This window comes from Citrobacter sp. RHBSTW-00887 (genome assembly GCF_013728095.1).
Lineage (GTDB): Bacteria > Pseudomonadota > Gammaproteobacteria > Enterobacterales > Enterobacteriaceae > Citrobacter > Citrobacter braakii.
This window is the reverse complement of the sequence record NZ_CP056267.1, coordinates 3378695-3401584: the sequence shown is the minus strand read 5'-3', so window position 1 is coordinate 3401584 and position 22890 is coordinate 3378695. Positions and strand designations below refer to the sequence as shown.

The 22890-nt window shown below is 52.1% G+C and carries 17 protein-coding genes, 1 tRNA gene and 1 pseudogene; 16 read left to right on the top strand and 3 right to left on the bottom strand.

What is annotated here, in order from left to right; translation table 11 throughout:
- Positions 1-17 precede the first annotated feature (17 nt).
- Entirely contained in the window at positions 18-761 is a 744-nt protein-coding gene (locus HV314_RS16360) for a fimbrial protein (protein ID WP_047359363.1), read from the bottom strand.
- 308 nt (positions 762-1069) lie between these two features.
- On the opposite strand from HV314_RS16360, the gene HV314_RS16355 reads away from it, so the two are divergent.
- Together HV314_RS16355 and HV314_RS16350 are read left to right on the top strand one after the other, a co-directional pair.
- Positions 1070-1825, top strand: a complete 756-nt coding sequence (locus HV314_RS16355; RefSeq protein WP_181546173.1) for a winged helix-turn-helix domain-containing protein — start codon at positions 1070-1072, stop codon at positions 1823-1825.
- Complete coding sequence (locus tag HV314_RS16350) at positions 1822-2298, top strand: hypothetical protein (RefSeq protein WP_019076424.1); 477 nt, start codon at positions 1822-1824, stop codon at positions 2296-2298. Before HV314_RS16355 ends, HV314_RS16350 begins: the two co-directional genes overlap by 4 nt.
- Positions 2299-2354: 56 nt before the next feature.
- Here the strand turns inward: HV314_RS16350 and yccA are convergent, their stop codons facing one another.
- Positions 2355-3014 carry an FtsH protease modulator YccA gene (gene yccA / locus HV314_RS16345; protein WP_016152501.1) on the bottom strand — a complete coding sequence of 220 codons (660 nt, stop codon included), beginning with the start codon at positions 3012-3014 and terminating at the stop codon, positions 2355-2357.
- A gap of 270 nt (positions 3015-3284) precedes the next feature.
- On the opposite strand from yccA, the gene HV314_RS16340 reads away from it, so the two are divergent.
- The gene (locus HV314_RS16340; RefSeq protein ID WP_181546171.1) at positions 3285-4913 is read left to right on the top strand and encodes an ABC transporter substrate-binding protein; all 1629 of its coding nucleotides are present in this window, start codon (positions 3285-3287) and stop codon (positions 4911-4913) included.
- A 142-nt stretch (positions 4914-5055) separates the two neighbouring features.
- Positions 5056-5143, top strand: a tRNA-Ser gene (locus HV314_RS16335).
- A gap of 121 nt (positions 5144-5264) precedes the next feature.
- Here HV314_RS16335 and HV314_RS16330 read toward each other — a convergent pair.
- Positions 5265-6098, bottom strand: a pseudogene (locus tag HV314_RS16330) (DUF4942 domain-containing protein).
- 460 nt (positions 6099-6558) lie between these two features.
- Here HV314_RS16330 and HV314_RS16325 point away from each other — a divergent pair.
- The 12 genes from HV314_RS16325 (at position 6559) to HV314_RS16265 (ending at position 22871) form a co-directional block, all read left to right on the top strand.
- On the top strand, positions 6559-6972 hold the full coding sequence (locus HV314_RS16325; RefSeq protein ID WP_239006899.1) for a glycosyltransferase family 2 protein: 414 nt from the start codon (positions 6559-6561) through the stop codon (positions 6970-6972).
- Positions 6973-7751: 779 nt separating this feature from the next.
- Positions 7752-8249, top strand: coding sequence for a type VI secretion system contractile sheath small subunit (gene tssB / locus HV314_RS16315; protein ID WP_016154481.1), 498 nt, complete (start codon positions 7752-7754; stop codon positions 8247-8249).
- Between the two features lie 33 nt (positions 8250-8282).
- On the top strand, positions 8283-9830 hold the full coding sequence (gene tssC, locus HV314_RS16310) for a type VI secretion system contractile sheath large subunit (protein ID WP_103928598.1): 1548 nt from the start codon (positions 8283-8285) through the stop codon (positions 9828-9830).
- A gap of 18 nt (positions 9831-9848) precedes the next feature.
- Positions 9849-11186 carry a type VI secretion system baseplate subunit TssK gene (gene tssK / locus HV314_RS16305; RefSeq protein WP_181546169.1) on the top strand — a complete coding sequence of 446 codons (1338 nt, stop codon included), beginning with the start codon at positions 9849-9851 and terminating at the stop codon, positions 11184-11186.
- A complete protein-coding gene (tssL, locus tag HV314_RS16300; protein ID WP_151222794.1) occupies positions 11183-11836 on the top strand; it encodes a type VI secretion system protein TssL, short form in 654 nt (217 codons plus the stop codon). The genes tssK and tssL overlap by 4 nt, the downstream gene beginning before the upstream one ends.
- A 3-nt stretch (positions 11837-11839) precedes the next feature.
- Positions 11840-13561 carry an OmpA family protein gene (locus HV314_RS16295; RefSeq protein ID WP_181546167.1) on the top strand — a complete coding sequence of 574 codons (1722 nt, stop codon included), beginning with the start codon at positions 11840-11842 and terminating at the stop codon, positions 13559-13561.
- Positions 13562-13566: 5 nt separating this feature from the next.
- Positions 13567-14058, top strand: coding sequence for a type VI secretion system effector Hcp (gene hcp, locus HV314_RS16290; RefSeq protein WP_033758542.1), 492 nt, complete (start codon positions 13567-13569; stop codon positions 14056-14058).
- Between the two features lie 173 nt (positions 14059-14231).
- Positions 14232-16880, top strand: a complete 2649-nt coding sequence (tssH, locus tag HV314_RS16285) for a type VI secretion system ATPase TssH (protein WP_181546165.1) — start codon at positions 14232-14234, stop codon at positions 16878-16880.
- Between the two features lie 14 nt (positions 16881-16894).
- Complete coding sequence (locus HV314_RS16280) at positions 16895-17422, top strand: type IV secretion protein Rhs (protein WP_181546163.1); 528 nt, start codon at positions 16895-16897, stop codon at positions 17420-17422.
- The gene (locus HV314_RS16275; RefSeq protein WP_181546161.1) at positions 17416-17880 is read left to right on the top strand and encodes a putative T6SS immunity periplasmic lipoprotein; all 465 of its coding nucleotides are present in this window, start codon (positions 17416-17418) and stop codon (positions 17878-17880) included. The genes HV314_RS16280 and HV314_RS16275 overlap by 7 nt, the downstream gene beginning before the upstream one ends.
- A 205-nt stretch (positions 17881-18085) precedes the next feature.
- Entirely contained in the window at positions 18086-20602 is a 2517-nt protein-coding gene (locus HV314_RS16270) for a type VI secretion system Vgr family protein (RefSeq protein ID WP_181546159.1), read from the top strand.
- A gap of 16 nt (positions 20603-20618) precedes the next feature.
- Positions 20619-22871: a hypothetical protein gene (locus HV314_RS16265; RefSeq protein ID WP_181546157.1), complete on the top strand. Its 2253-nt coding sequence runs from the start codon at positions 20619-20621 to the stop codon at positions 22869-22871.
- Positions 22872-22890: the final 19 nt, after the last annotated feature.

Genomic DNA, 22890 nt, shown 5'->3' with positions numbered 1-22890 from the left:
TTTACTGTGCCGTCGTGTTATTGCACGACGGGTAAATCAGCTTCTTCAGCGGTTTTATTCACCCAGTTGAAGTAGCGGAACTTATATTTCTGACCCTGTTTCATAGTGAGCGTTTTTAATTTCCGTTCAGTGTCCGGATAAATCGTCGCGTCTTCTTTTATCCATTTACACGATGAAACAGCATCACAAATACCAATCTCTCTGAGCGGCACACGCAATGTGCCGTTGTTTTTTAACGTTCCCCGGCGAGGGTCAATCGACAGTGAAATTACGTTTTCTTCTGGAGCAATGTGGACCAGTGCGCCCCAGATCACATTGACACCTAATGTCGCCATTGCTGCAGGGGTTTCTGCCTTGCCTGGAATAATGCTGTCAGGTTGTTTTACCCCTTCAAAATAGACACGCCAGGTGGTCTCTTTTTTCGGAGGTATAAGCGATACCAGACGAACAACGCGCATCGCTCCTGCAGCCAGAGCAAATTTCTCGGGCGTAACCACCACGCCACCTTCTTTCCACGAAGCGACGTCAATTTCTTTTTCCTGGGCTGTTCCGGGATTAAGAATTTTCTTTTGCCTCACCCGAATGAACTGAATATCATCCGTTTTTGAAGCCACCTTAATTTGCGCCGCACCGGATCTGTCTACATTCAGCTCCATGGGATACACGCTCATATTGGCCATTGTCATTTCTGAGAAAAATGGCAATGACAGCGCGGCGACATAAAAGGCGGTTGTCATGCTCACTCTTTTTTTCTGTTTCACAATCAGTCTGCCTGCTCTGAGTTTAAAGGCGGCGCGTTAACACCAGGACACCGTCTGCTTTCGTATCGCTTCAGGGCAGGGAAACTTTAACCAGAACAGCGATTTGTGAAAATTTGTATTAGTTAACTCGTTATATACAGTTTTTTATCCTGCTTTTCTGGCTTTAAGGTTGTATAGTTAAGCGAAAATACCGCGGCCAAGGATGGGAGGAAAATTCCTTCTGATGAAAAAATAAGCAGGTCAGGGGGCGGTTTTCATATCGACGTACCAGGGAATAAAAAGCATGCGGTAACAGCCGAGAATAAAAGATGTTTTTTATATGCAATAATTCGTTGTTATTTGATCCTGAAGCACATGCAATAAGTCTTGTTGGACAACCCGAGTCTGTATTAACACTTTCGGCGCCAGCCGTTCGTCTTTTACAGGAATTCATTAAACACCGAGGACGCGACTTAAGCCGGGAGGAATTGATCGCTCGCGTGTGGGAAGAATTTGGCTTTACGCCATCAGGAAATAATCTCAATAAAGCGGTAAGCGAACTGCGTAAAAGCTTCCAGTCTCTGGGAGAGGGGCACGAATTGATCGTCACTGTCCCGCGCTATGGTTTCCGTTTTGATGCTGATGTGATTTTTCAGCCTGGAGAGAAAATTCAAGCCGTTGATCCGCACCCCCCCTCAGCGCAACAAGACGTTCTGCCCCGGCGAGTATCCCTGAAAAAGTGGTTCAGAATAGGGGCATTGATTGCCGTGCCGTTGGGAGCGATCTTTTACATTAGCCGCCCGCAGGAGATAACTGTTCCGGCGAAATTAAAGCCGGTCCAGGAAAAAATCGCGCGTTGTAGTATCTGGGTTATCGAAGATCATGGACGGCCGTTAGTGCTATCAAAATTAGCAGAGCGACTGGAGGCCAATGACGTGGCTTGCGAGCGCGAGGAGTATGCTATTTATTTTTTCAGCGCCCGTTTTTCGCTTGCAACTGCTGATGAACTGTTTATCGGGGCCTGCCCGGTCAATAAAAGCCGTCTGTGCAAGACCATTCGCTATAAAAACGGGGCTGGAAAATGAAAATAAGGCTTCTTTTTGGACTGGGCGGAGCCCTGGTCGGCGGCGCGCTGGCGCTGTTTTACTATTGCGGCGCGACGGGAAAAAGTGATGTGCTGGCCTGCAGCACTGAATTTAACTTTACGCGCAATGAGGGAAAAGCAAGTGAAGTGAAGGTAAATGCCCTTGCTCAGTTCTATTTTCATCGGGACGGTACAGGGTTGACCACCTATAAAGGTGCGGCAAGAGCTGGCGGGCAAAATTTTATCGTTGACAGGGATGTAGACTTTACGTGGGAGCAGCGGGACGATGACAACGTCATTGTATTGACCTACACCAAAACCTGGCTTCGCCACAATGACAATACGCCGAATGCCCAATGGGGGAGCTTCGCCTATCCGACCTCACGCTACTACCTGACGATCTCTGAACTTTCACCTGCTGTGTGGCTTATTCAGGACCGGCGCTATCCTACCTATATCTGCCGGGGTCAATAAGGTATAAAAAAAGAGAATGCCATTGGCATTCTCTTTTTTCGTATCAGTGATGCTGATTAATCGCGGCTGGCGAAGCCCAAAATGCTCAGCAGGCTGACGAAGATGTTGTACAGCGAAACGTACAGGCTGACGGTGGCACGGATGTAGTTGGTCTCACCGCCACGGATGATATTACTGGTTTCAAACAGGATTGCGCCTGAAGAAATCAGAATAAACACCGCGCTGATCGCCAGATGTAAAGCCGGCAACTGCAGGAAGATATTCGCAACCATACCAATGAGCACCACCACGATCCCTGCCATCAGCATACCGCCGAGGAAGGACATGTCTTTCCGCGTGGTCAGCACGTAGGCTGAGCAGCTGAAGAAGACCAGCGCCGTACCGCCCAAAGCCATGGCGATAACATCACCCATGCCCGCAGACAGGTATGTGTTCAGGATCGGTCCCAGAATGTAGCCCAGGAAGCCGGTGAAAGCGAAAGCTGACAGAATACCAACCGGTTTATCCGCCGTTTTATAGGTCAGGAACATCAGACCATACATACCCACCAGCGTCAGGATAAGCCCCGGAGAAGGCAGCATCAGTACGGTACTGGCAGTCGCAGTGAGCGCCGAAAATGCCAGCGTCAGGCTGAGCAGGAAATAGGTATTGCGCAGCACCTTATGCGTGCTGAGTAGCGATGTACGATCGCGTGAAGAACTAATAATACGATCCATGAGTCACTCTCTTATGACAGATGTAATTAATGATGGAGGATAATGAAATCAAGGGGAATGACACAGCGGTTTTACCCATCTTTACGCATTTTAACCCGCCAGGCTTAAGCATATTATTTCAACAAAAGCTCCCGAATCAGATGTTAGCACTATATGTGTAAAAATGCCTGTTAGATATCTGCCAGGTAACTGAAAAATATTGCGTTATTCCTGTTTCTCTCTGACAGTGACAGCGGTGTCTACATACAACAGAGCAATAAGGTAAAGGGAATGATTCAACATAAATCGAAGATATTGACGTTTACGCTTTTGACTGTCTGTTTGATGTCTATCAACGGCGCGGCGATGGCGGCAAATGTTCCCGCAGGAACAATTCTTGCAGAAAAACAGGAACTGGTCAGAAACAATGGCAGTGAGCCAGCGTCGCTAGATCCGCATAAAGTCGAAAGCAACGTTGAATTTAATTTAATCAGCGATATGTTCGACGGACTGGTGGCGGTTAAGTCGGATGGGTCTATCGAACCCCGGCTGGCCGCGTCCTGGGAGAACAAAGACAACACCGTCTGGACCTTTCATTTACGTCCGGGCATAACCTGGTCAGATGGGTCTGCCATTACCGCACAGGATGTCGCCTGGAGCTGGCAGCGTCTGGTCTCACCGCAAACAGCTTCACCTTATTCCTCGTATCTGGGCAATATGCACGTAGCAAACGCCCTCGATATTGCCCAAGGGAAAAAAGATCCTGCCGATATCGGGGTCAAAGCCCTGGATGATAGCACGCTGGAAATTACCCTGACGCAGCCAACGGCGGCTTTTCTGGCGATGCTGGCGCACCCGTCACTGGTTCCGCTGGATAAAGTGCTGATCGGCCGCTTTGGTGATAAGTGGACCCGGCCAGAACATTTTGTCTGCAGCGGGGCGTACAAGTTATCGCAGTGGGTAGTCAATGAGCGCATCGTTGCCGTGCGGAACCCGTATTATTGGGACGATCGGCACACCGTCATTGATAAGGTTACTTATTTGCCCATCAGTTCAGAGTCCGCAGACGTTAACCGCTATAAGGCCGGCGAAATCGACATTGTGTATAGCGTCCCGGTCAATCAGTTCGCGCAGTTGAAAAAGACGATGGGCGATGAACTCCATGTCTCACCTCAGCTTTCAACCTATTACTATCAGTTCAATACGACTCGAGCGCCGTTTAATGACCCGCGCGTGCGCCGGGCGCTGAATATGGCGTTAGATAAAGACATCATCGCACAAAAGGTGATGGGGCAGGGACAACGCGCGGCGTGGGTTATCAGCCAGCCGGAAATAGGGGGAGTGCAACTGCATGCGCCGGAATATGCGGCGTGGCCGCTCGAAAAACGCATTACCGAGGCTAAGAAACTGCTGGCTGAAGCCGGTTATGGCCCTGAGCATCCGCTTAGCCTAAATCTGCTCTATAACACCTTCGAAACGCACCAGCGTATTGCCATTGCCGCATCGTCAATGTGGAAGAAAAACCTCGGCGTAGAGGCGAAGCTGCAAAATCAGGAATGGAAAACCATGCTGGATACCATGCACACCGGTAATTTTGACGTCGTGCGCTACGCATGGATCGCCGATTATGATGATGCCTCAAGTTTCCTCAATATTTTCCGTACCGGCGATAGCGAGAATACCACCAGGTACAGCAATCCCGCTTTTGATGACGCGATGCGCAAGGCGGCGAAAGCAACTTCGCTGGAGGAGCGAGGCAAATACTACCAGCAGGCTGAAGACCTTTTAGGAGAGGATGTGCCAGCGATTCCGGTTTACCACTATGTCCGCACGCATCTTGTGAAGCCGTGGGTGGGAGGATTTGCGCCAGATAACCGGGGAAATTACTACACCAAAGATATGTTCATCAAAAAACATTAAGCGCTGTAGCCAGTATTTTTGCTGAATAAACGGTCAATCTGTTGTTATTTCAGTCGATTAACAATATTTTGGCTGTTTTTCAGGCAAACGAACGCATTGGTGCTTTACAGGTCCGTTCGGGATGTTTATAGTGCGCCTCATTGGAAGCGTGGCCGAGCGGTTGAAGGCACCGGTCTTGAAAACCGGCGACCCGAAAGGGTTCTAGAGTTCGAATCTCTACGCTTCCGCCAAATACGAAACCCAAGTCGTTATGCGGCTTGGGTTTTTTCTTTTCTGCCAGTATCCAGTATGCCATTACCGTCTGGCTTGCGCTGGCTCAGTTGAGCAGGCATCGGACAGGTCACACCCCTTTCATCTTGCCGCCAGAGCTCCCGGATAGTGCCGGGCGATAATGTCGTTCAGCTTATCAACCAGTTCTGCTCGTCTGAACGTAATATGAGCCGTCCCCTTCTGAAAGTATTTGATTGAAAACATCTCGTCTTCGTAACGGTTGCTGTGCCGGTTTTCATGGATATGGTCGCTCAGCCGACGGGTAACGTCAGCGCGATTGTCGGGGACAGGCTGACCATCCATAAGCATCAGCATCCGCTCAAGATCAGCTAACCGAGCGCACTGCCGGCCCCAGTTAAGCCCAAATCCTCACCGGTCAAATTTGACCAGCCCCGTCACGATGATCTTCTTCCCAAATTTACATGGGCTATTGGTCTTAAAATCCCACGATAAGCCTTTGAACACATTTATCACACCGCGCTCAAACACCTCGCCTTTATTCAGATGTAGTTGCTCAAACGTGCTCAGGATATTCTCTTCACTGACTGCTGGAATATCGTCCTTTTCCAGACTGTGGTACCACTGGTCTCTGGCCTGCGCATCCATGATGTAAAGCATCCCTGAACGCTTCATTAAGTCGCGCCATATACCGCGATCGAGATTGCGGGTAATGGCTTTCATTGCCGCTTCAGGTTTCTCCATCAACCAGCAACCGCAACGGAAATCCTGCTTCATTGCCCAGTCCAAAGCGGTTTTTCTGCCGATGCTGTGGGTAAGCGTTGATATATCGGTAAGCTGGTGAATGAGTGCTTCAATTTGCGTTAGTGCAGCATTACGTCCGGTGACAATGCGTTCAATACTGGTGGAACAAATTACGTCGGTGTGGTCGGTTAATACTTCAGCTTCAGTCTGCATTTGAATCTCCATAAATAAAAAGCCCGCAACAGATACTGGCCGGGGGTTGTGGGTCCATCAGGACCACAGACGGTGTGTAAAAGCCGCAGTGGAACCATAGATCGATAAAGTCGATCGATTTTCGAATATTGATCTGCAAAATGAATTATTCCGCCTGGTTGTCCCTGTGCCACAATTCCAAAAACGAATTTAACTGATTGTTTATCAATCTATTTCCTGTCTTAACGAGGGGGGGGGCGCCTTTTGTTCTGCGAGCACGGAAGCGAAATAACGTAACGGAGATGCGATGAAAAAATGCGCACGGTGTAACCGGAAAAGGTCTGTTCTGGAGCAGATTTTCGGACTTGATAAAGAATTCTGCGACGAGTGCTTATTTGATATCGACGAGGAAATCAGGGAAAGACGGATTATCCCGATCAGACGCCTCAAAGATGACAACAAAGGGAAATAGTTACCCGGGATGGAGAGTAAAACCGACGTTAGTGTCATTATCCCTGCCTTCAATGCGCACGACACCATTGGCCACCTGGTGCATAAACTCCTGAGCGAGCAAACACTCAGTATTGAGGTGATTGTGGTGGATGACGGCTCTACCGACGGGACGTGGGATATTCTCAGCGCTATCACCGATGAGCGACTGGTCCTTTTCTGCGGGAACGGTTGCACACTGCCCGGGAAGCCCATGCTGATGTCGCCGTGTTCAATGGCTGGTGTGCCGACAGAACGGGTCAGCATCACGCCCCCGTGCACCGCAGACAGCCTTGCGGCCAGTCGCTCAACGGCTGGCAGTGGATACGTCATTGAAGGGTTACTGGCACTGAGGCGCAACAAAGGCCTGGCTGCTGGTTTACTTAACCGCGTGGAATACCTGTGATCATCCTGCACCGGACCGGTACCTGCTCAGTCTGATTTGTACCGGTTGACGTACGCAATTGAACAGCTTAAATCGCAGGGCTGGATCACTGCGGTGGTGAGTGACGGGGGGGGATAATGACGCTCTTCTGGTTCAGGAATACAGCGATACGGATGCTCTGCTGGTAAGGAAGTCGGCGCTGACCACTGGATTTTCGGCTGAGAGAAAGCTGATTGCACCGATTGAATTTATTGTGACTGGCGATTTGTCATCGTGTATGGCGGTTTTCCAGGCCCATGCCCTCCCAGGCGTCATGCTGAAGCCTGACAGGAGCGCCATACAGCCCTGACATTAAATGAAACGCTCTCTTTCGGGACATAAAACCGATTATGTTCCTGATGCTTTCCTTATGGCTATTGCAGTGTTTCCCACATGAAGCAAGGCTATGACTTACTGCCCCCTTTTATTTCTTTCTGATCTAAAACCATTTCCTTGAAAGCCCATTGGTGTTTTTAACTTTCTTATATTGATGTAGATCAATTCAAGATCCATTTATTAATAATTATCCGTTCATTTTAACTACTGCGACATAAATGTTTGTTTTGTGTGTTGGTAATAGTCCATTTTACTGACATCTCAGCACTATTCACTATTAACATTTAGAGGAAAATTCCTAAGAATTTACTTAAAATAGATTAAAGGTCTGTAAGTTTGATCTATTGTCGATCATTGTTCTATTATCACATGTAAAGAACTTTCGTTTGAAAGATGCACGCAGTGATAAACCGAGGGATGATGAGATGGCTGATAGTTTCCAGAATGAAGTGCCAAAGGCACGTATTAATCTAAAGCTTGACCTGCATACAGGGGGAGCCAGCAAGAAAACTGAGCTCCCTCTGAAATTACTGGTGGCGGGCGACTTCAGTAATGGTCAGGAATCTGCACCACTGTCTGAGCGCAAAAAAGTTAACTTGAACAAGAATAATTTCGACTCAGTTCTTTCCGAATATTCCCCAAAAGTCAATCTGACCGTTAAAAACACGCTCGCCAGTGATGGTAGCGAAGACAATATCAGTCTGATATTCCAGAGCATGAAAGATTTCACCCCGGAGCAGGTTTCCCGACAGATCCCTCAGCTGAAGGCGATGCTTTCCATGCGTAACCTGCTTCGCGATTTAAAAGCGAACCTGCTGGACAATCAGGCTTTCCGAAAGGAGCTGGAAAAAATTCTGCTCGACCCGGCGTTAAGCGCAGAACTCCGCTCAGAGCTGTCTGCTCTGGCACCTAAACAGCCATAACGGTCACGATGATTTAACGGATTAAAAAGGAAGATGCTGATGTCTGTAAAAAATGAGAATGCGACTGGTGGCGAAAGCGTGGTGCTGGAACGTCCTGCTGCGGGCGGGGTTTATGCGTCCCTGTTTGAAAAAATCAATCTGAACCCGGTCTCTGAGCTGAGTGCGCTGGATATCTGGCAGGATGCGCAGGCGATGTCGGATGCGACTGCGGATGAGCGTCTAACGGCGGGGATGCAGGTATTTCTCGAATGCCTGACGAAAGCGGGCTCAAAAGTTGAAAAACTCGATAAAAACCTTATTGACCACCATATCGCAGAGCTGGACTACCAGATTAGCCGTCAGCTGGATGCGGTAATGCATAGCGAAGAATTCCAGGCTGTGGAGAGCCTGTGGCGCGGCGTGAAATCCCTGGTCGACAAAACTGATTTCCGTCAGAACGTGAAGGTTGAACTGCTGGATATGTCCAAAGAAGATCTGCGTCAGGACTTCGAAGACAGCCCGGAAATCATCCAGAGTGGACTGTATAAACATACATACATTGATGAGTATGACACCCCGGGCGGTGAGCCGATTGCTGCGCTGATTTCTGCCTACGAATTCGATGCCTCTGCGCAGGATGTTGCCCTGCTGCGCAATATTTCAAAAGTGTCTGCCGCAGCGCATATGCCGTTTATCGGCTCAGCCGGCCCGAAATTTTTCCTCAAGGATTCGATGGAGGAAGTGGCGGCCATCAAAGATATTGGTAACTACTTTGACCGTGCGGAGTACATTAAGTGGAAATCCTTCCGCGAGACGGACGATGCCCGCTATATCGGTCTGGTGATGCCGCGTGTACTGGGTCGTCTGCCTTATGGTCCGGACACCGTGCCAGTGCGCAGCTTCAACTATGTGGAAGAAGTGAAAGGTCCGGATCACGACAAATACCTGTGGACTAACGCCTCGTTTGCGTTCGCTTCTAATATGGTTCGCAGCTTCATCAACAACGGCTGGTGTGTGCAAATCCGTGGCCCGCAGGCCGGTGGTGCCGTGCAGGATCTGCCTATTCATCTGTACGATCTGGGCACCGGCAATCAGGTCAAGATCCCGTCAGAAGTGATGATCCCGGAAACCCGCGAATTTGAATTCGCCAATCTGGGCTTCATTCCGCTGTCGTACTACAAGAACCGCGACTACAGCTGCTTCTTCTCCGCCAACTCCACCCAAAAGCCAGCGATTTACGACACCGCGGATGCGACCGCCAACAGCCGCATCAACGCACGTCTGCCGTACATCTTCCTGCTGTCGCGTATTGCGCACTACCTGAAGCTTATCCAGCGCGAAAACATCGGCACCACCAAAGACCGTCGTCTGCTGGAGCTGGAACTCAACACCTGGGTGCGCAGTCTGGTGACCGAAATGACCGATCCGGGCGACGAGCTGCAGGCCTCTCACCCACTGCGTGATGCAAAAGTGGTGGTGGAAGACATCGAAGACAACCCGGGCTTCTTCCGCGTGAAGCTGTACGCCGTGCCGCACTTCCAGGTGGAAGGGATGGACGTCAACCTGTCACTGGTTTCCCAGATGCCGAAAGCCAAATCGTAAGGCGAGGGGAAATCAGGGATGAAAATTTACCGCCCGCTTTGGGAGGATGGGGCCGTTCTGGCCCCGCAACAGTTCCAGCAGCAGGCCCGCTGGAGTGAACACGTTGCCGACATGGTCGCCCGGATGGGTATTTCTCATCCTTGGGGCGTGGTGGCTGCAGAATTTGATGATGCTGCACTGGCGCTCTCACGCCTGAACGCCACCCGTCTGGTGGTACGCTTTCAGGACGGTACCCTCGTGGATACCGACCTGGCTGACACGCTTCCTCCGGTCTGTGATTTGTCTGTTGCCGCCGGCAGTGAAGCTGTTAACGTGGTTGTCGCGCTGCCGCTGCTGAGCGCCAGCGGTGGCAACCTCGATAACGGTCAGGACAGCGAGCGGCCGCGTCGCTGGAAAGCTGAGCGTGTCGTTGTGCAGGAACTGGCCGGCCATGAAAGCGGGGAACTCGCGATCCTGCGCCATGCGCTGACCCTGCGTCTGTCCAGCCAGGAAAACACGGCCTGGCTGACCTGTCCGGTCGCCCGTCTGGTGCGTAATGCTCAGGGGCAGTGGAGCAGGGACCCGGCTTTTATCCCACCGATGATGTCCGTTGGGGCCAGTCCGTGGCTTACCACCGAACTGGGTGACCTGCTGGTTCGTCTGCAGGCCCGTCGGCGTCGCCTGATGGCCATGCGCCGTGAAAGCAATGAGCGGATGGCTGACTTTGCGGTCGCGGATGTCTCCCTGTTCTGGCTGCTCAATGCCCTGAACAGTGCCGAGCCGGTGCTGACGGAACTGCTTCAGACGCCTGAGCGTCACCCGGAACTGCTGTACCGCGAACTGACCCGTCTGGTCGGCAGCCTGCTGACCTTCTCACTGGAGCACGACGCCGGCGATATTCCTGCTTATCAGCACGATGCACCGGAGCGGGTATTCCCGCCGCTGCTGGCACTGCTCGACAAGCTGCTGGAGGCGAGCCTGCCGTCGCGGGTGGTGAGTATCCACCTGGAGCACCAGGATCAGATCTGGAAAGGTGCCCTGCACGATGCGCGCCTGCGCGAAGGGGCAGACTTCTATCTCTCCGTACGCTCCTCCATGCCGAACCATGAACTTCAGGCGAAATTCCCGCAGTTGTGTAAAGCGGGCAGCTTTGATGACGTCTCTGATGTGGTGAACGTGGCCCTGAGCGGAATGGTTATCAAACCGCTGACCCATGTTCCGGCCGCTATCCCGTTGCGCCTTGAGAACCAGTATTTCTCGCTGGATCTGAGTACTGAGGCGGCTCGCGCAATGCTTGAGATGGGCAGCAGCACCTTCTACACCCCGCGCTCACTGGGGGATGTGAATCTTGAACTCTTTGCGGTGCTGCGCTCATGAATAAATCCGAACTCAGCCAGATAGAACGTATTTTCTACCCGGGCTGGCTGATGGCCAGCCAGCTGCGCGGCGGCCAGGAAGTCCGGGACGGGGAAGGGCTCTATCGCCGGGCCTGCCGTCTGGTGCAGGAGGCGAAAGCGGCGCTCACGGAGGCAGGTTACAGCGACATCAGTCGTGACCATATGGTGTATGCCCTGTGTGCACTGCTTGATGAGAGCGTGATGAACCGAGGAACCACCGATGATGGTTACCTGACCTGGCGTCGTGACCCGCTGCAGGCACACTTCTTTGGCACCCTCAATGCGGGTGAGGAGCTGTGGGAACGGATCCGTAACCTGCTGAAAGAAACCGCTCCTGACACCGCCGTCCTGACCTGCATGTACCGGACCCTGCTACTGGGATTCGTCGGTCAGTATCGTGCCCAGGATGATGAGCGCCGGGAAGATATCGTTCGCGCGCTCGCGGAACGGGTGCCGGCCTTCACGCTGGCACAGGACGCCCCCATTGTTGCCCGGGCATCACGCCTGCACAGTGGTCGTCGCTGGTACTGGCTGACCTGGGTTGTGGCCGCTGTCGCCCTGGTGGCGCTCTGGTTCTTCCTTTCGTCTTCGCTTACCGAGCTGGTAAGCCAGACCGTCAGGCCGGGGTAAGCGATGCGGGATGCGTACCGAAGTCTGTTAACTGCCCTGGGTGCCGTACTGGCGCTGTGGCTCATTCTGGGATTCTGGCCACTATCGACAGGCAACCGTGTGGCTCTCAGCCTGCTGGTTGTTCTGGTGTCCGGAGTGATGTTCTGGCGTCAGCGTCGGGCTGCGCAGGCGCGGGCGAGCGCTGTCCGGGAAATTGTGGATGAAAACCTGCCGCCGGAAGATTTTCAGGGGGCGGTTATCCTCGTCTGTGGTGACAACGCCCCGCTGTTTGTGTCCGGTTCCCGTCACCGGGAAACCCGGCAGGGCTGGTATCTGTGGGTGAAGGATGCGGAACAACTGCCACTTCTGGCACAGCACCTGAGCCTGGTGCGCCCGGCCCTGGTGTCACAAATCTCCGTCATGCTGGCGGTGGTACCTGAACAGCACACCTCCTGCGATGATTTTACCCAGAATCTTCGGGGCTGGCAGCGGGCTGTCGTCCAGTGCAGTGCGGCATTTGGCACTCTCCCCCCGCTGTGGACTGTGACCTGGGTATCGCCTCCTGTGGCCTGCGTGGAGGCAGAGCCCGTCTGGTTTACCACGGTCAGCCAACGGAGCGGTATTCAGGTATATCAGCCCGGTCAGGGCAATGTGTCACTGACGGGGTGGACCCGGGAGACCGACTCAGACGGGCGTCTTTCGCGTCTGAGTCAGGGCCTGTGGCTGGACAGTCTGCTTACCTGGCAGAACAGCGCGGTGACTGACCTGCTGTCGGTACGACAGGGTGAGCTGCCGGTGATGAAACCCTGTGTGCAGGGCATGTGCATGGTGCCGGTGAGCGGTATCGCGGGCAATCTCTGGCAACAGCACATCACTTCCGTGACGGCGCTGCCACCGGATGCCGTTGTCACCACAGAGCCACTGCCGCTGCCTGAACTGCTGCTGCCGGCGTTGCCACGCCGGCGTGGTGTCAGCCGCAGAATGGTGTTCTGGGGCTATGCCGGATTACTGGGCGGGATTTTTCTGGCACTTGCCATGCTCGCGTCCTGGATGAACAACCAGCTCCTTATCCGTAATGTTGGCGATCACCTTGCATTGTATCACCAACTGACGGGTGAGCCTGTTGCACCGAAATTGCGAGCACAGCAGCGGCTGCGGGCTGATGGCGCATTGCTGGACGACTGGCAGCGCCGCGGGGAGCCACTGCGCTACCGCCTGGGTCTGTATCAGGGGCTGCGCCTGGTTCCGTCCGTTGAGGCCGCCGTCAGTGACTGGGCACCTCCGACACCGCCTCCACCGATCATTAAGAAAATCATTCAGGGTCCGAAAACCCTTCGCCTCGACAGCATGTCGCTGTTCGATTCCGGTAAATCCGACCTCAAGCCGGGCTCCACCAAAATGCTGGTGACCTCCCTGGTTGGCATCAAAGCTAAACCGGGCTGGCTGATTGTGGTGTCAGGTCACACCGACAACACCGGCAATCCAAAACTGAACCAGACGCTTTCACTTCAGCGTGCCGAAGCGGTGCGCAACTGGATGCGTGACACCGGCGATGTGCCGGAGAGCTGTTTTGCGGTGCAGGGCTATGGCGAAAGCCGCCCGATCGCAACGAACGACACCCCGGAAGGGCGCGCACTTAACCGTCGTGTCGAAATCAGTCTGGTACCGCAGGCCGATGCCTGTCAGATACCGGGCAATCCCCAGGCGTCATCGGATGATGGCGCAGATAAAACTGTAATGGAGTAAATCACATGGCAATTCCTGTTTATCTTTGGCTGAAAGACGACGGCGGCGCGGACATTAAAGGTTCTGTGGACGTTCAGGATCGTGAAGGCAGCATCGAGGTTGTCGCTCAGGAGCATAACCTGTACATCCCGACCGATAACAACACCGGCAAGCTGACCGGTACCCGTATCCACACCCCGTTCCTGTTCACCAAGGAAATCGACTCGTCCAGCCCGTATCTGTACAAGGCGGTGACTACCGGTCAGACCCTCAAGTCTGCGGAATTCAGGTGGTACAAAATCAACGACGCGGGCCAGGAAGTGGAGTACTTCAACACCAAACTGGAAAACGTGAAAGTGGTGAAAGTGAATCCTGAAATGTATGACATCAAGGATCCTTCTAAAGAGAAGCACAACCACCTTGAGCGCATTGAACTGCGCTACGAAAAAATCACCTGGACCTACAAAGACGGCAACATCATTCATTCCGATTCCTGGAACGAACGCGCCACCGCGTAAGCCTGATGCGGACGGGGTTTCCTGTCCGCATTTTTTTGCTGAGAGCCTGCCTGAAACGGGTTTTCAGCAAAGAAAACCACAAACTGCCAGCCTGACCGTATGCGCTTTGGTCTCCTTCACGGAAAACAGCGATGGGCGGTAGCGTGTCCAGGAACCGACAAAGAGAGAGATTCATGGAAAATCCAGCCATCCTGTTGCGACGTCTGAACCCTTACTGTGCCCGTGCGATGGAAGGGGCGGCTTCGCTCTGTCAGACCCGCGCCCATGCGGAAATTCTGCCGGAGCACTGGCTGCTGAAGTTGCTCGAACAGGGGGAAGGTGACCTGACGGTGCTGGCGCGCCGTTATGAGTGGGATATGGACGCCATCTGGCAGGATTTGCTGGGCTGGCTGGACAAGCAGCCGCGTTCGGTTCGCAGCCGCCCGCAGCTGTCTGCTTCCATTCAGTCTCTGCTGCAGGAAGCCTGGATGCAGGCCTCACTTGCCGGAGAGGAAAGTATCCGAAGCCAACACCTGCTGATGGCGCTGACGGAGAACCAGCGACTTGCTCGCTGCGATGGTCTGTGGCCTTTGCTGACCCTGGGGCAGAGCCAACTGGAACGCCTGCGCCCGCTGCTCGACGCGCAGTCCGATGAACGCCCGGAAGTACAGCAGGAAGCCGAACTGGCACAGAGCCATGGTGGAGAAGTGGAGTTCGTCGGGCGTCCTGTCGGCGTGGAGGTAAAAGAGGGGGAACTGACCCCGGCGCTGCAGAACGCGCTGGATAAATTCACGCTCGACATCACTGCCAAAGCGAAAGAGGGCAAGATTGACCCGGTGTTCGGCCGTGACACGGAAATCCGCCAGATGGTCGACATTCTCTCGCGGCGTCGCAAAAACAATCCGATCCTGGTCGGTGAACCGGGTGTCGGCAAAACCGCGCTGGTGGAAGGCCTGGCGCTACGAATCTCTGAGGGTAACGTGCCGGAATCGCTCAAGCCGGTGGCGCTGCGCACCCTTGACCTCGGCCTGCTGCAGGCGGGGGCGGGCGTGAAAGGTGAATTCGAACAGCGCCTGAAAAACGTGATTGATGCGGTGCAGCAGTCGCCGGTGCCCATTCTGCTGTTTATCGATGAAGCACACACCATTATCGGCGCGGGCAACCAGGCGGGCGGTGCGGATGCGGCCAACCTGCTGAAACCGGCGCTGGCCCGCGGTGAACTGCGCACCATCGCCGCCACCACCTGGTCTGAATACAAACAATATTTTGAACGTGATGCGGCTCTTGAGCGCCGCTTCCAGATGGTGAAAGTGGACGAGCCGGATGACGATACGGCCTGCCTGATGCTGCGTGGTCTGAAATCACGCTATGCCGAACACCATGGCGTGCATATTACTGACGATGCGGTACGCGCCGCCGTCACGCTGTCCCGCCGTTATCTGACGGGCCGCCAGTTGCCGGACAAGGCCGTCGATTTACTCGATACGGCCGCAGCCCGCGTGCGCATGAGCCTCGACACCGTGCCGGAGCCGCTGACCCGTATTCGCGCGCTGATGACCTCGCTGGACATAGAGAAGCAGGCGCTGCTGGAAGATATCGCAGTCGGCAATCAGAGCCACGGCGAACGCCTGACCGCCATTGAGCAGGAAGAGAAGGACCTTATCGCTGAACTTGACGAACTGGAAGCCCGGTACGGCGAGGAGCTGAAACTCACCGAACAACTGCTGGAAAGCCGCCAGGACATCTCCCGCCAGAGTGAGACGCACGCGCTGCAACAGGCGCTGAACGGCATACAGCACAGCAACCCGCTGCTGTCGGTGGATGTGGACGTCCGCACCGTCGCCAATGTGATTGCCGACTGGACCGGCGTGCCGCTCTCTTCCCTGATGAAGGACGAGCAGACCGAACTGCTGACCCTGGAAAACGAAATTGGCAAACGTGTGGTGGGTCAGGATGTTTCTCTTAATGCCATTGCACAGCGTCTGCGTGCCGCCAAAACGGGCCTGACGTCAGAAAACGGTCCGCAGGGTGTGTTCCTGCTGGTCGGTCCAAGTGGTGTCGGCAAGACCGAAACCGCACTGGCGCTGGCGGATGTGCTGTACGGTGGCGAGAAGTCACTCATCACCATCAACCTGTCCGAGTACCAGGAGCCGCACACGGTGTCCCAGCTGAAAGGCTCGCCGCCGGGCTACGTCGGCTACGGTCAGGGCGGTATCCTCACCGAAGCGGTCCGCAAGCGTCCGTACAGCGTGGTGCTGCTCGATGAAGTGGAAAAGGCGCACCGCGACGTGATGAACCTGTTCTACCAGGTCTTCGACCGCGGCTTTATGCGTGACGGCGAAGGGCGCGAAATCGACTTCCGCAACACGGTTATTCTGATGACCTCGAACCTCGGCAGCGACCACATCATGCAGTTGCTGGACGAACAGCCGGAGGCCAGCGAAGGCGACCTGCACGAACTGCTGCGCCCGACTCTGCGTGACCACTTCCAGCCTGCGCTGCTGGCCCGCTTCCAGACCGTGATTTATCGTCCGCTAGCGGAAGCGGCGATGCGCACCATCGTGGAAATGAAGCTGGCGCAGGTGAGCAAACGCCTCAACCGTCACTACGGCCTGACCACGCAGATTGATGAGAGCCTGTATGACGCACTGACTGCCGCCTGCCTGCTGCCGGATACCGGGGCGCGTAACGTCGACAGTCTGCTGAATCAGCAGATTCTGCCGGTGCTGAGCCAGCAACTGCTAAGCCATATGGCGGCAAAACAGAAACCACACTCCCTGACCCTCGGCTGGAGTGAGGAAGAAGGGATTGGGCTTGAATTTTCAGGCGCGGCTGAACGCTAACCCGGAGGCAGGGAATGACCATTTATGACCCCAATTCAGTCAGAAAACTGACCTCAGGGGAAATCGCCTTAGCCAGAACGGTATTTGGTAACCGGATCAATTACGAAAAGGTAAAAATCCATCGCGGTAGCTATCTGCCATTTGGGTTACAGGATGAACATACAGCCATGACGCCTAATGGTGAAATATATTTCAGGTATTGGTATCGCGATGACTTTTCAAAAAGCTTACCATTTTTGCGGCATTTATTTATTCACGAAATGAGTCATGTTTGGCATAGAGAGCGGGGAATGAACGTCATTGCCAGAGGCTTGATAAGCTGGCTGGTGAGCTATCGGTATACGCTCGATGGACGACTGTTGAGCGAATATTCAATGGAGCAGCAAGCACAAATCATTGCTGATAATTTTGCTTTGCAAAGTGAAGGGTATTATGGCTGGTTAAAACTGAGGATTGACCATAGTATAACTTTGGATGGTGATATTTCTGAATCTGTCATTAAGCAAGGATATAAAAACGCGTTAAGAGGTTTCCCATGGTAACTACGAACATTTTTCGGGTTCTTCGTGCAAGCCTGCTTGCTGTTATATGTTTGCAAACTTTAACAGGATGTCCGGGGCCTGGCGACAGACTGCTGCCAGATGAAGAGGGGCATATCATTGTTAATGATGGGAGTGTTTGCTTCTCTGTCAATGGTGGCGATGACTATGTATTAAAGTACATATCTATTAACCCTCGGGGAACAAAATCAAAAGATGAAAAAATAATATTCAGCCCACAGTTACGGATAAGTAATGAATTACTTTGCATTCCACCATCTTTTTATAATTTTAATAAAGATGGTCAGTATTTCATTCAAGCAAGCTTTGCCTCATTAAGGCATGAGGACCGTCATCGACGTATTGTTTCAGCACTTGAAGTGAGTAAAGGGGGGGTTCATAACATACGACCCAACGATATGGAGATCCTAAGGCCGTATGATGAAATGATAAAGAATTGATGAATGCCAGTCTCGGGAAGTAAGTAATTTTCTTTAGCATGAACAATTTTGTAATGCCTGAATAATTGATTAGAGCCCTCGTTGCGCTGTCGGGGCTGGAATTGTAATAACTTTTTCGTACTCGCTGAGTACCCCTGATTAAATCTGCTATTTGCCCTTCGTCAAGAGAGTCATAAACAGCAGGTTATCCCATGGAGTCGATATCATGAGTCTGACCGATACGTTCAAGAACACCCTGTCGGCCCTAACTGAAGATGGGCTCAACCGTTACCGTCTGGATATACCGTCCTGTACTGCAGCACTGGATGTGGAAGAATTTAACGGTAATGAGTTCATGAGCGAGCTTTATACCTATACCATCATATTTACCAGCAGCGATCAGAATATCCGTTCAGAGCAACTGCTGACCAAGCCGGCCACGCTGACCATGGGGACAGGGCCGCTGATGGGGCTGACCGGGCAGAAAGTAGTACATGGCGTGGTGACGCATTTTAAGCGTATCAGTGGCTCACGTGATCAGGCGACGTATCAGATTATTATTGAGCCGTTCTTGTCTTTGCTGCGCAAGCAATTCCGTACCCATCGCTTTTTCGTTAATAAGTCGGTACCGGAAGTTGTCGCCGAAGTTTTGCAGGAACATGGCCTGAAAGGCTGGGAGTATGAGTTCACCCTCAAAGCCGACTATCCGAAGCGTGAACAGATTAATCAGTACAAAGAAAATGACCTCGCGTTCATTGAGCGTCTTCTGGCCGAAGTGGGGATTTTCTACTTTTTCACTCTGCAGCCGGACACGCAAACCGAAGTGGTGCATTTCGCAGACAAGCAGAGCGCATGGACGTTCGGTAAGTCTCTGCCGCTCAGCAGCCCGTCAGGGATGAATGATAATGCTACTGTCTCGGTGTGGGGCGTTAACGTCCGACAGAACGTGGTTGAGCGTTCTGTTACCGCCAGTGATTACAATCACCGTGAAGCACAGAATATCCTGATTTCTGTACCGGCGGACATGACTCGTGGCGACGGTGACGGTGTGACCTACGGTGAGGTTTATCACTACCTGCCGCGTCATCTTGAACGTGGTGACAAAATCGCACCTTCAGCGGAAACCGCCAACTTCTGGGCACGCCTGGAGCATGAACGTTTTCTGTCCGGACAGACGACTATCAGCGGCTGTAGTAATGATGCCCTGCTTTCTCCGGCCCAGGTACTGACCATCAGTGAACGTGTAGTACCGCCGACACTGCCATCAGAAACGGACAACGGCATTATCATTATCCGCACGGGCTATATAGCCAGTCGTAAAGATGCCCTTATCGTAATGTGGGAGGGGATGCCGTACTACGAGAACCGCTGCTGGCGTCCTGCCGCGAAAAAACGCCCGGAGGTGAGTGGCACGCTGACGGCCCGCGTGACCAGCGCCAAAGAGAACGACATCTACGCCTGGCAGGATGCATCCGGCATGTACCGGGTGAAATTCGATGCCGACCGCGACGACAAACGCCAGGGCATGGAAAGTATGCCGGTGCGCTTCGCCAAACCCTACGGTGGTGATAAATACGGCTTCCACTTCCCGCTGATACAGGGCACCGAGGTGGCAATTGCTTTCCACGAAGGTGACCCGGACCGGCCGTATATCGCCCACGCCCTGCACGACTCCCGCCACGTTGACCATGTGACTGAAGCTAACAGCACACGCAATGTTATCCGAACCGCCGGGCTGAACAAGCTGCGGATGGAAGACAAACGCGGCGTAGAACACGTTAAGCTCAGTACGGAGTATGGCGGAAAGACCCAACTCAATTTAGGTCACAATGTAGACGCTTCCCGCGAACTGCGCGGTGAAGGTGCGGAACTGCGCACTGATCGACATGTTTCCATTCGCGGTGGGGCCGGTGTATTTATCACAGCAGATAAACAAACGCTCGCCGGGGACAAGATGCTCTCGATGCAAGAGGCTATTGCCCAGCTGGAAAATGCTCTGACGATAGCAAAAAGTTTGTCATCTGCTGCTGAAGGGGCTGATGCCCTACCAGCAGATACTGCAAGCCAGCAGACGCTTAACGCAGCTCTCAAAGAGCTTGCTAAACCAGGGATCATATTGAATGCACCTGAAGGCGTGAGCATCACCAGCCCACAGGCGGTTCGCATGGCGTCGGGTAGTGCCAGCGTAGGGATCATGTCCCAGCAAAATACTGATATCAGCGCGCTTAAGCGTTTTACTGTGGCTGCGGGTGAAGCTGTGAGTGTGCTGGCCCGAAAGGCCGGAATGAAACTTTTTGCCGCTAAGGGAAAAGTTGAAATTCAGGCACAGGATGATGCGCTTGAGGCTATTGCGAAAAAAGACGTCACGGTGACCAGTGTGGAAGGCAAAGTAGTCATCACGGGTGCAACAGAGCTGGTTGTTAACTGTGACGGTGCATTTATGAAGCTGGCAGGTGGAAATATGGAGCTTGGGGCCCCGGGCAATATTTTACTGAAGTGTGCCAATGTCCAAAAAATGGGAAGTGCGGACTATGACGCACCTAAACCGGAACTTCCCCAAGGGTATAGCGAGAACTTTGTTGCCCAGGATAAGGAGTCTGGCGATATCCTGGCTAACACGCGATATCGGATAACCACTGCTGATGGTTCTGTTTATGAAGGGCGTACTGACAGTGAAGGTAAGACAGCTGAAATATTCGGTGCGGCAAAAAGCAAAATCAATATTGAACTGCTCGGTGGTTAGTTCAGGGAGTTAGAAAATGACTAAAGGTACACAGCAAAGTAGTCTGGATAATGTGAGTAAAAACACTGTTGTCAACGGAGAGCATGGCCCTCAGGTTTATTTTCATCCGGGCAGTGCAACGCTGCTTTGCGTTGATGAAAAAGATAACCGCTTACTCATACAGGAACAGCTGAAAATGACAGCGTTGCTGGAAAATCAGAAAAAAGCGCAGATTGCTCTGGATGAACTTAATTTCGAAATGTTGACTCAGGCAGGTAAGCAACCACAACGTGCTTATGAGAGCAAACTTCAGAGTACCTATCAACAACTCAATGACGCTAACGAAAAACTAAAGGCAGAACTTAAAACGCTTACCGCACAGGTTCCTGAGGGGGAACTGCTTGATGAGAACTCCAAGGGCTCAGCTATCGGTCTTATGGAATTGATTCCTCTCCAGAAGACTGCCGGATTTAAGAGTACCTATGTCCGCTCCGATAAAATTCGCAGTCACTGGCGGAAGTACAAGCTCAGCGAGGTAGATAAGGAAAGCGGTGAGGCCAGCTTCATTAAATATGCAGATAAAGAAATTACTGGTGTTGATGCTAATGGGAATGAAACGAAAAAAACAGTTCGATCGGGAAAGATTGATACCGAAGAGTTAATAAAACAATTAAAAGAAGCGTCAGTCAGCCTTAAGTTTGAAGATGAACTATTAGAAGACAGCAATGTTGTTCTTACTGACTGGGCTAAAAGAATGAATAAAGGGCTTACCTGGCCCAATGAAAATGATAAGCCCGACGATGAGTCTACTTATCATCAATATGTCGACATCAGCGCACAAGCTCAACTGATGCGATACAGCCAGGGGGCAGGGCTGTCTGCTGAATTTAATCCATTGGAAAAGAAAGCCTCGGCGAAGATGGAAGGCCACGCAAGCTTTGCGCTGGGAGAGGCGAAAGCGTCCGCTGAACTTTTTATTCCCGATCGACTTGGTATTGCGTTGCTGTTTCCCTCAAAAGCAACTGCAGCTGTAGCAGGCGGTGTCTGTAATATGGGGGCTATCCGTTACACGATTAATGCGGTGCTATCCGGCAATGCCGGGGCAAGCCTGGGGATTGAGCTGGGTGTAGAAGCTGATTTTAGTGGAGAAATGGCAAAGGGCTATGGGATTAAGGGAAGTCCAGCGAAGCTGACACCTCCGCTTCCTCCTGGTCAGAGGAAAATTAATTTGACCATTCCACAGCCGGATGTCCAGGCTGGCGGAGAAATTGGCGCTTTTGCTGGCATTCAGGCGGGTGGCAACGTTAGTGGCGCTATTGAATGGTTTGATCCGCATCCTGATGACGACAAGCAAATCGCTCACGATAGTAACAAGAAAATTGTCACTAAAGAGAAAAAATTCACAGCGATTGCCAAACTGTCTCTTGGTGTAACTGCTCAGGCTGGGGCTGGCGGATCCGCAGTTTTTTACGTGACGTATATTAACAGTCGCTTCAGAATTTATTGTAAGGCAGCACTTTGCTGGGGTGTTGGTGCCAAAGGTTCTTTGGGCTTTGAAGTCGACGGTAATTCGTTTGCGGCATTTATGAAGAGTTTTATGTACATGTTAAGAAATGTTGACTATCAGAAACTAGAACAAATGATGGCTGTGAATGCGTTTCGCTCTTTATGCGCGATCCCTCTCATTATAGCTGCCCAAGGAATAAAAGCCGCCGATGCTATGCTTAAAGATATGGCGATGATATTACAACGCATAGATGCAGATCTTGAGGATGAAAATAAACGTGTTGATTTAATGAATAGTATTCTAAGTAATCCCGATCAGCTTAAATATACACCACCAGAAACTAAAGGTGCTGTTATCGCTATCTTGATCGACACTAACTGGGCTGATTGGATAGATCCAAGAAATCAGAATAATGATTTCTTCTCGGGCAATAGTTGGCTCTTTGGTCCCTTAAAAAAAAGAAAGCAAGCTATATTTAAGGTATTGAAATGGTTACAAAGTCAGTCTGATTACGATAATGTTATGCAGCATCTAACTACATCACCAGGAAAGAGTAAGGGTAATAAAATACTCAACGAACAGGATGTTATTAAGTTTCTTGGTATAGGGGAACGTAATTTATTTTTCTACACAGGTTATGGAAAAAAACTAGCATTGCTTTATGAGAGATTGCCTGTTTTTGTTGATCCTGATGAATCCTTTAAACCAATTCCAGAGCATGAAATGACAGAGTATTTAGCAATGATCGATGAACAACATCCTGAAAATACCATGATGGCTTAATGATTTATTAAGGGCTGAT

Coding starts and splice junctions, on each gene's coding strand:
- HV314_RS16355 (WP_181546173.1), top strand. CDS start 1,070: ATGTTTTTTATATGCAATAATTCGTTGTTATTTGATCCTGAAGCACAT.
- HV314_RS16350 (WP_019076424.1), top strand. CDS start 1,822: ATGAAAATAAGGCTTCTTTTTGGACTGGGCGGAGCCCTGGTCGGCGGC.
- yccA (WP_016152501.1), bottom strand. CDS start 3,014: ATGGATCGTATTATTAGTTCTTCACGCGATCGTACATCGCTACTCAGC.
- HV314_RS16340 (WP_181546171.1), top strand. CDS start 3,285: ATGATTCAACATAAATCGAAGATATTGACGTTTACGCTTTTGACTGTC.
- HV314_RS16325 (WP_239006899.1), top strand. CDS start 6,559: ATGGAGAGTAAAACCGACGTTAGTGTCATTATCCCTGCCTTCAATGCG.
- tssB (WP_016154481.1), top strand. CDS start 7,752: ATGGCTGATAGTTTCCAGAATGAAGTGCCAAAGGCACGTATTAATCTA.
- tssC (WP_103928598.1), top strand. CDS start 8,283: ATGCTGATGTCTGTAAAAAATGAGAATGCGACTGGTGGCGAAAGCGTG.
- tssK (WP_181546169.1), top strand. CDS start 9,849: ATGAAAATTTACCGCCCGCTTTGGGAGGATGGGGCCGTTCTGGCCCCG.
- tssL (WP_151222794.1), top strand. CDS start 11,183: ATGAATAAATCCGAACTCAGCCAGATAGAACGTATTTTCTACCCGGGC.
- HV314_RS16295 (WP_181546167.1), top strand. CDS start 11,840: ATGCGGGATGCGTACCGAAGTCTGTTAACTGCCCTGGGTGCCGTACTG.
- hcp (WP_033758542.1), top strand. CDS start 13,567: ATGGCAATTCCTGTTTATCTTTGGCTGAAAGACGACGGCGGCGCGGAC.
- tssH (WP_181546165.1), top strand. CDS start 14,232: ATGGAAAATCCAGCCATCCTGTTGCGACGTCTGAACCCTTACTGTGCC.
- HV314_RS16280 (WP_181546163.1), top strand. CDS start 16,895: ATGACCATTTATGACCCCAATTCAGTCAGAAAACTGACCTCAGGGGAA.
- HV314_RS16275 (WP_181546161.1), top strand. CDS start 17,416: ATGGTAACTACGAACATTTTTCGGGTTCTTCGTGCAAGCCTGCTTGCT.
- HV314_RS16270 (WP_181546159.1), top strand. CDS start 18,086: ATGAGTCTGACCGATACGTTCAAGAACACCCTGTCGGCCCTAACTGAA.
- HV314_RS16265 (WP_181546157.1), top strand. CDS start 20,619: ATGACTAAAGGTACACAGCAAAGTAGTCTGGATAATGTGAGTAAAAAC.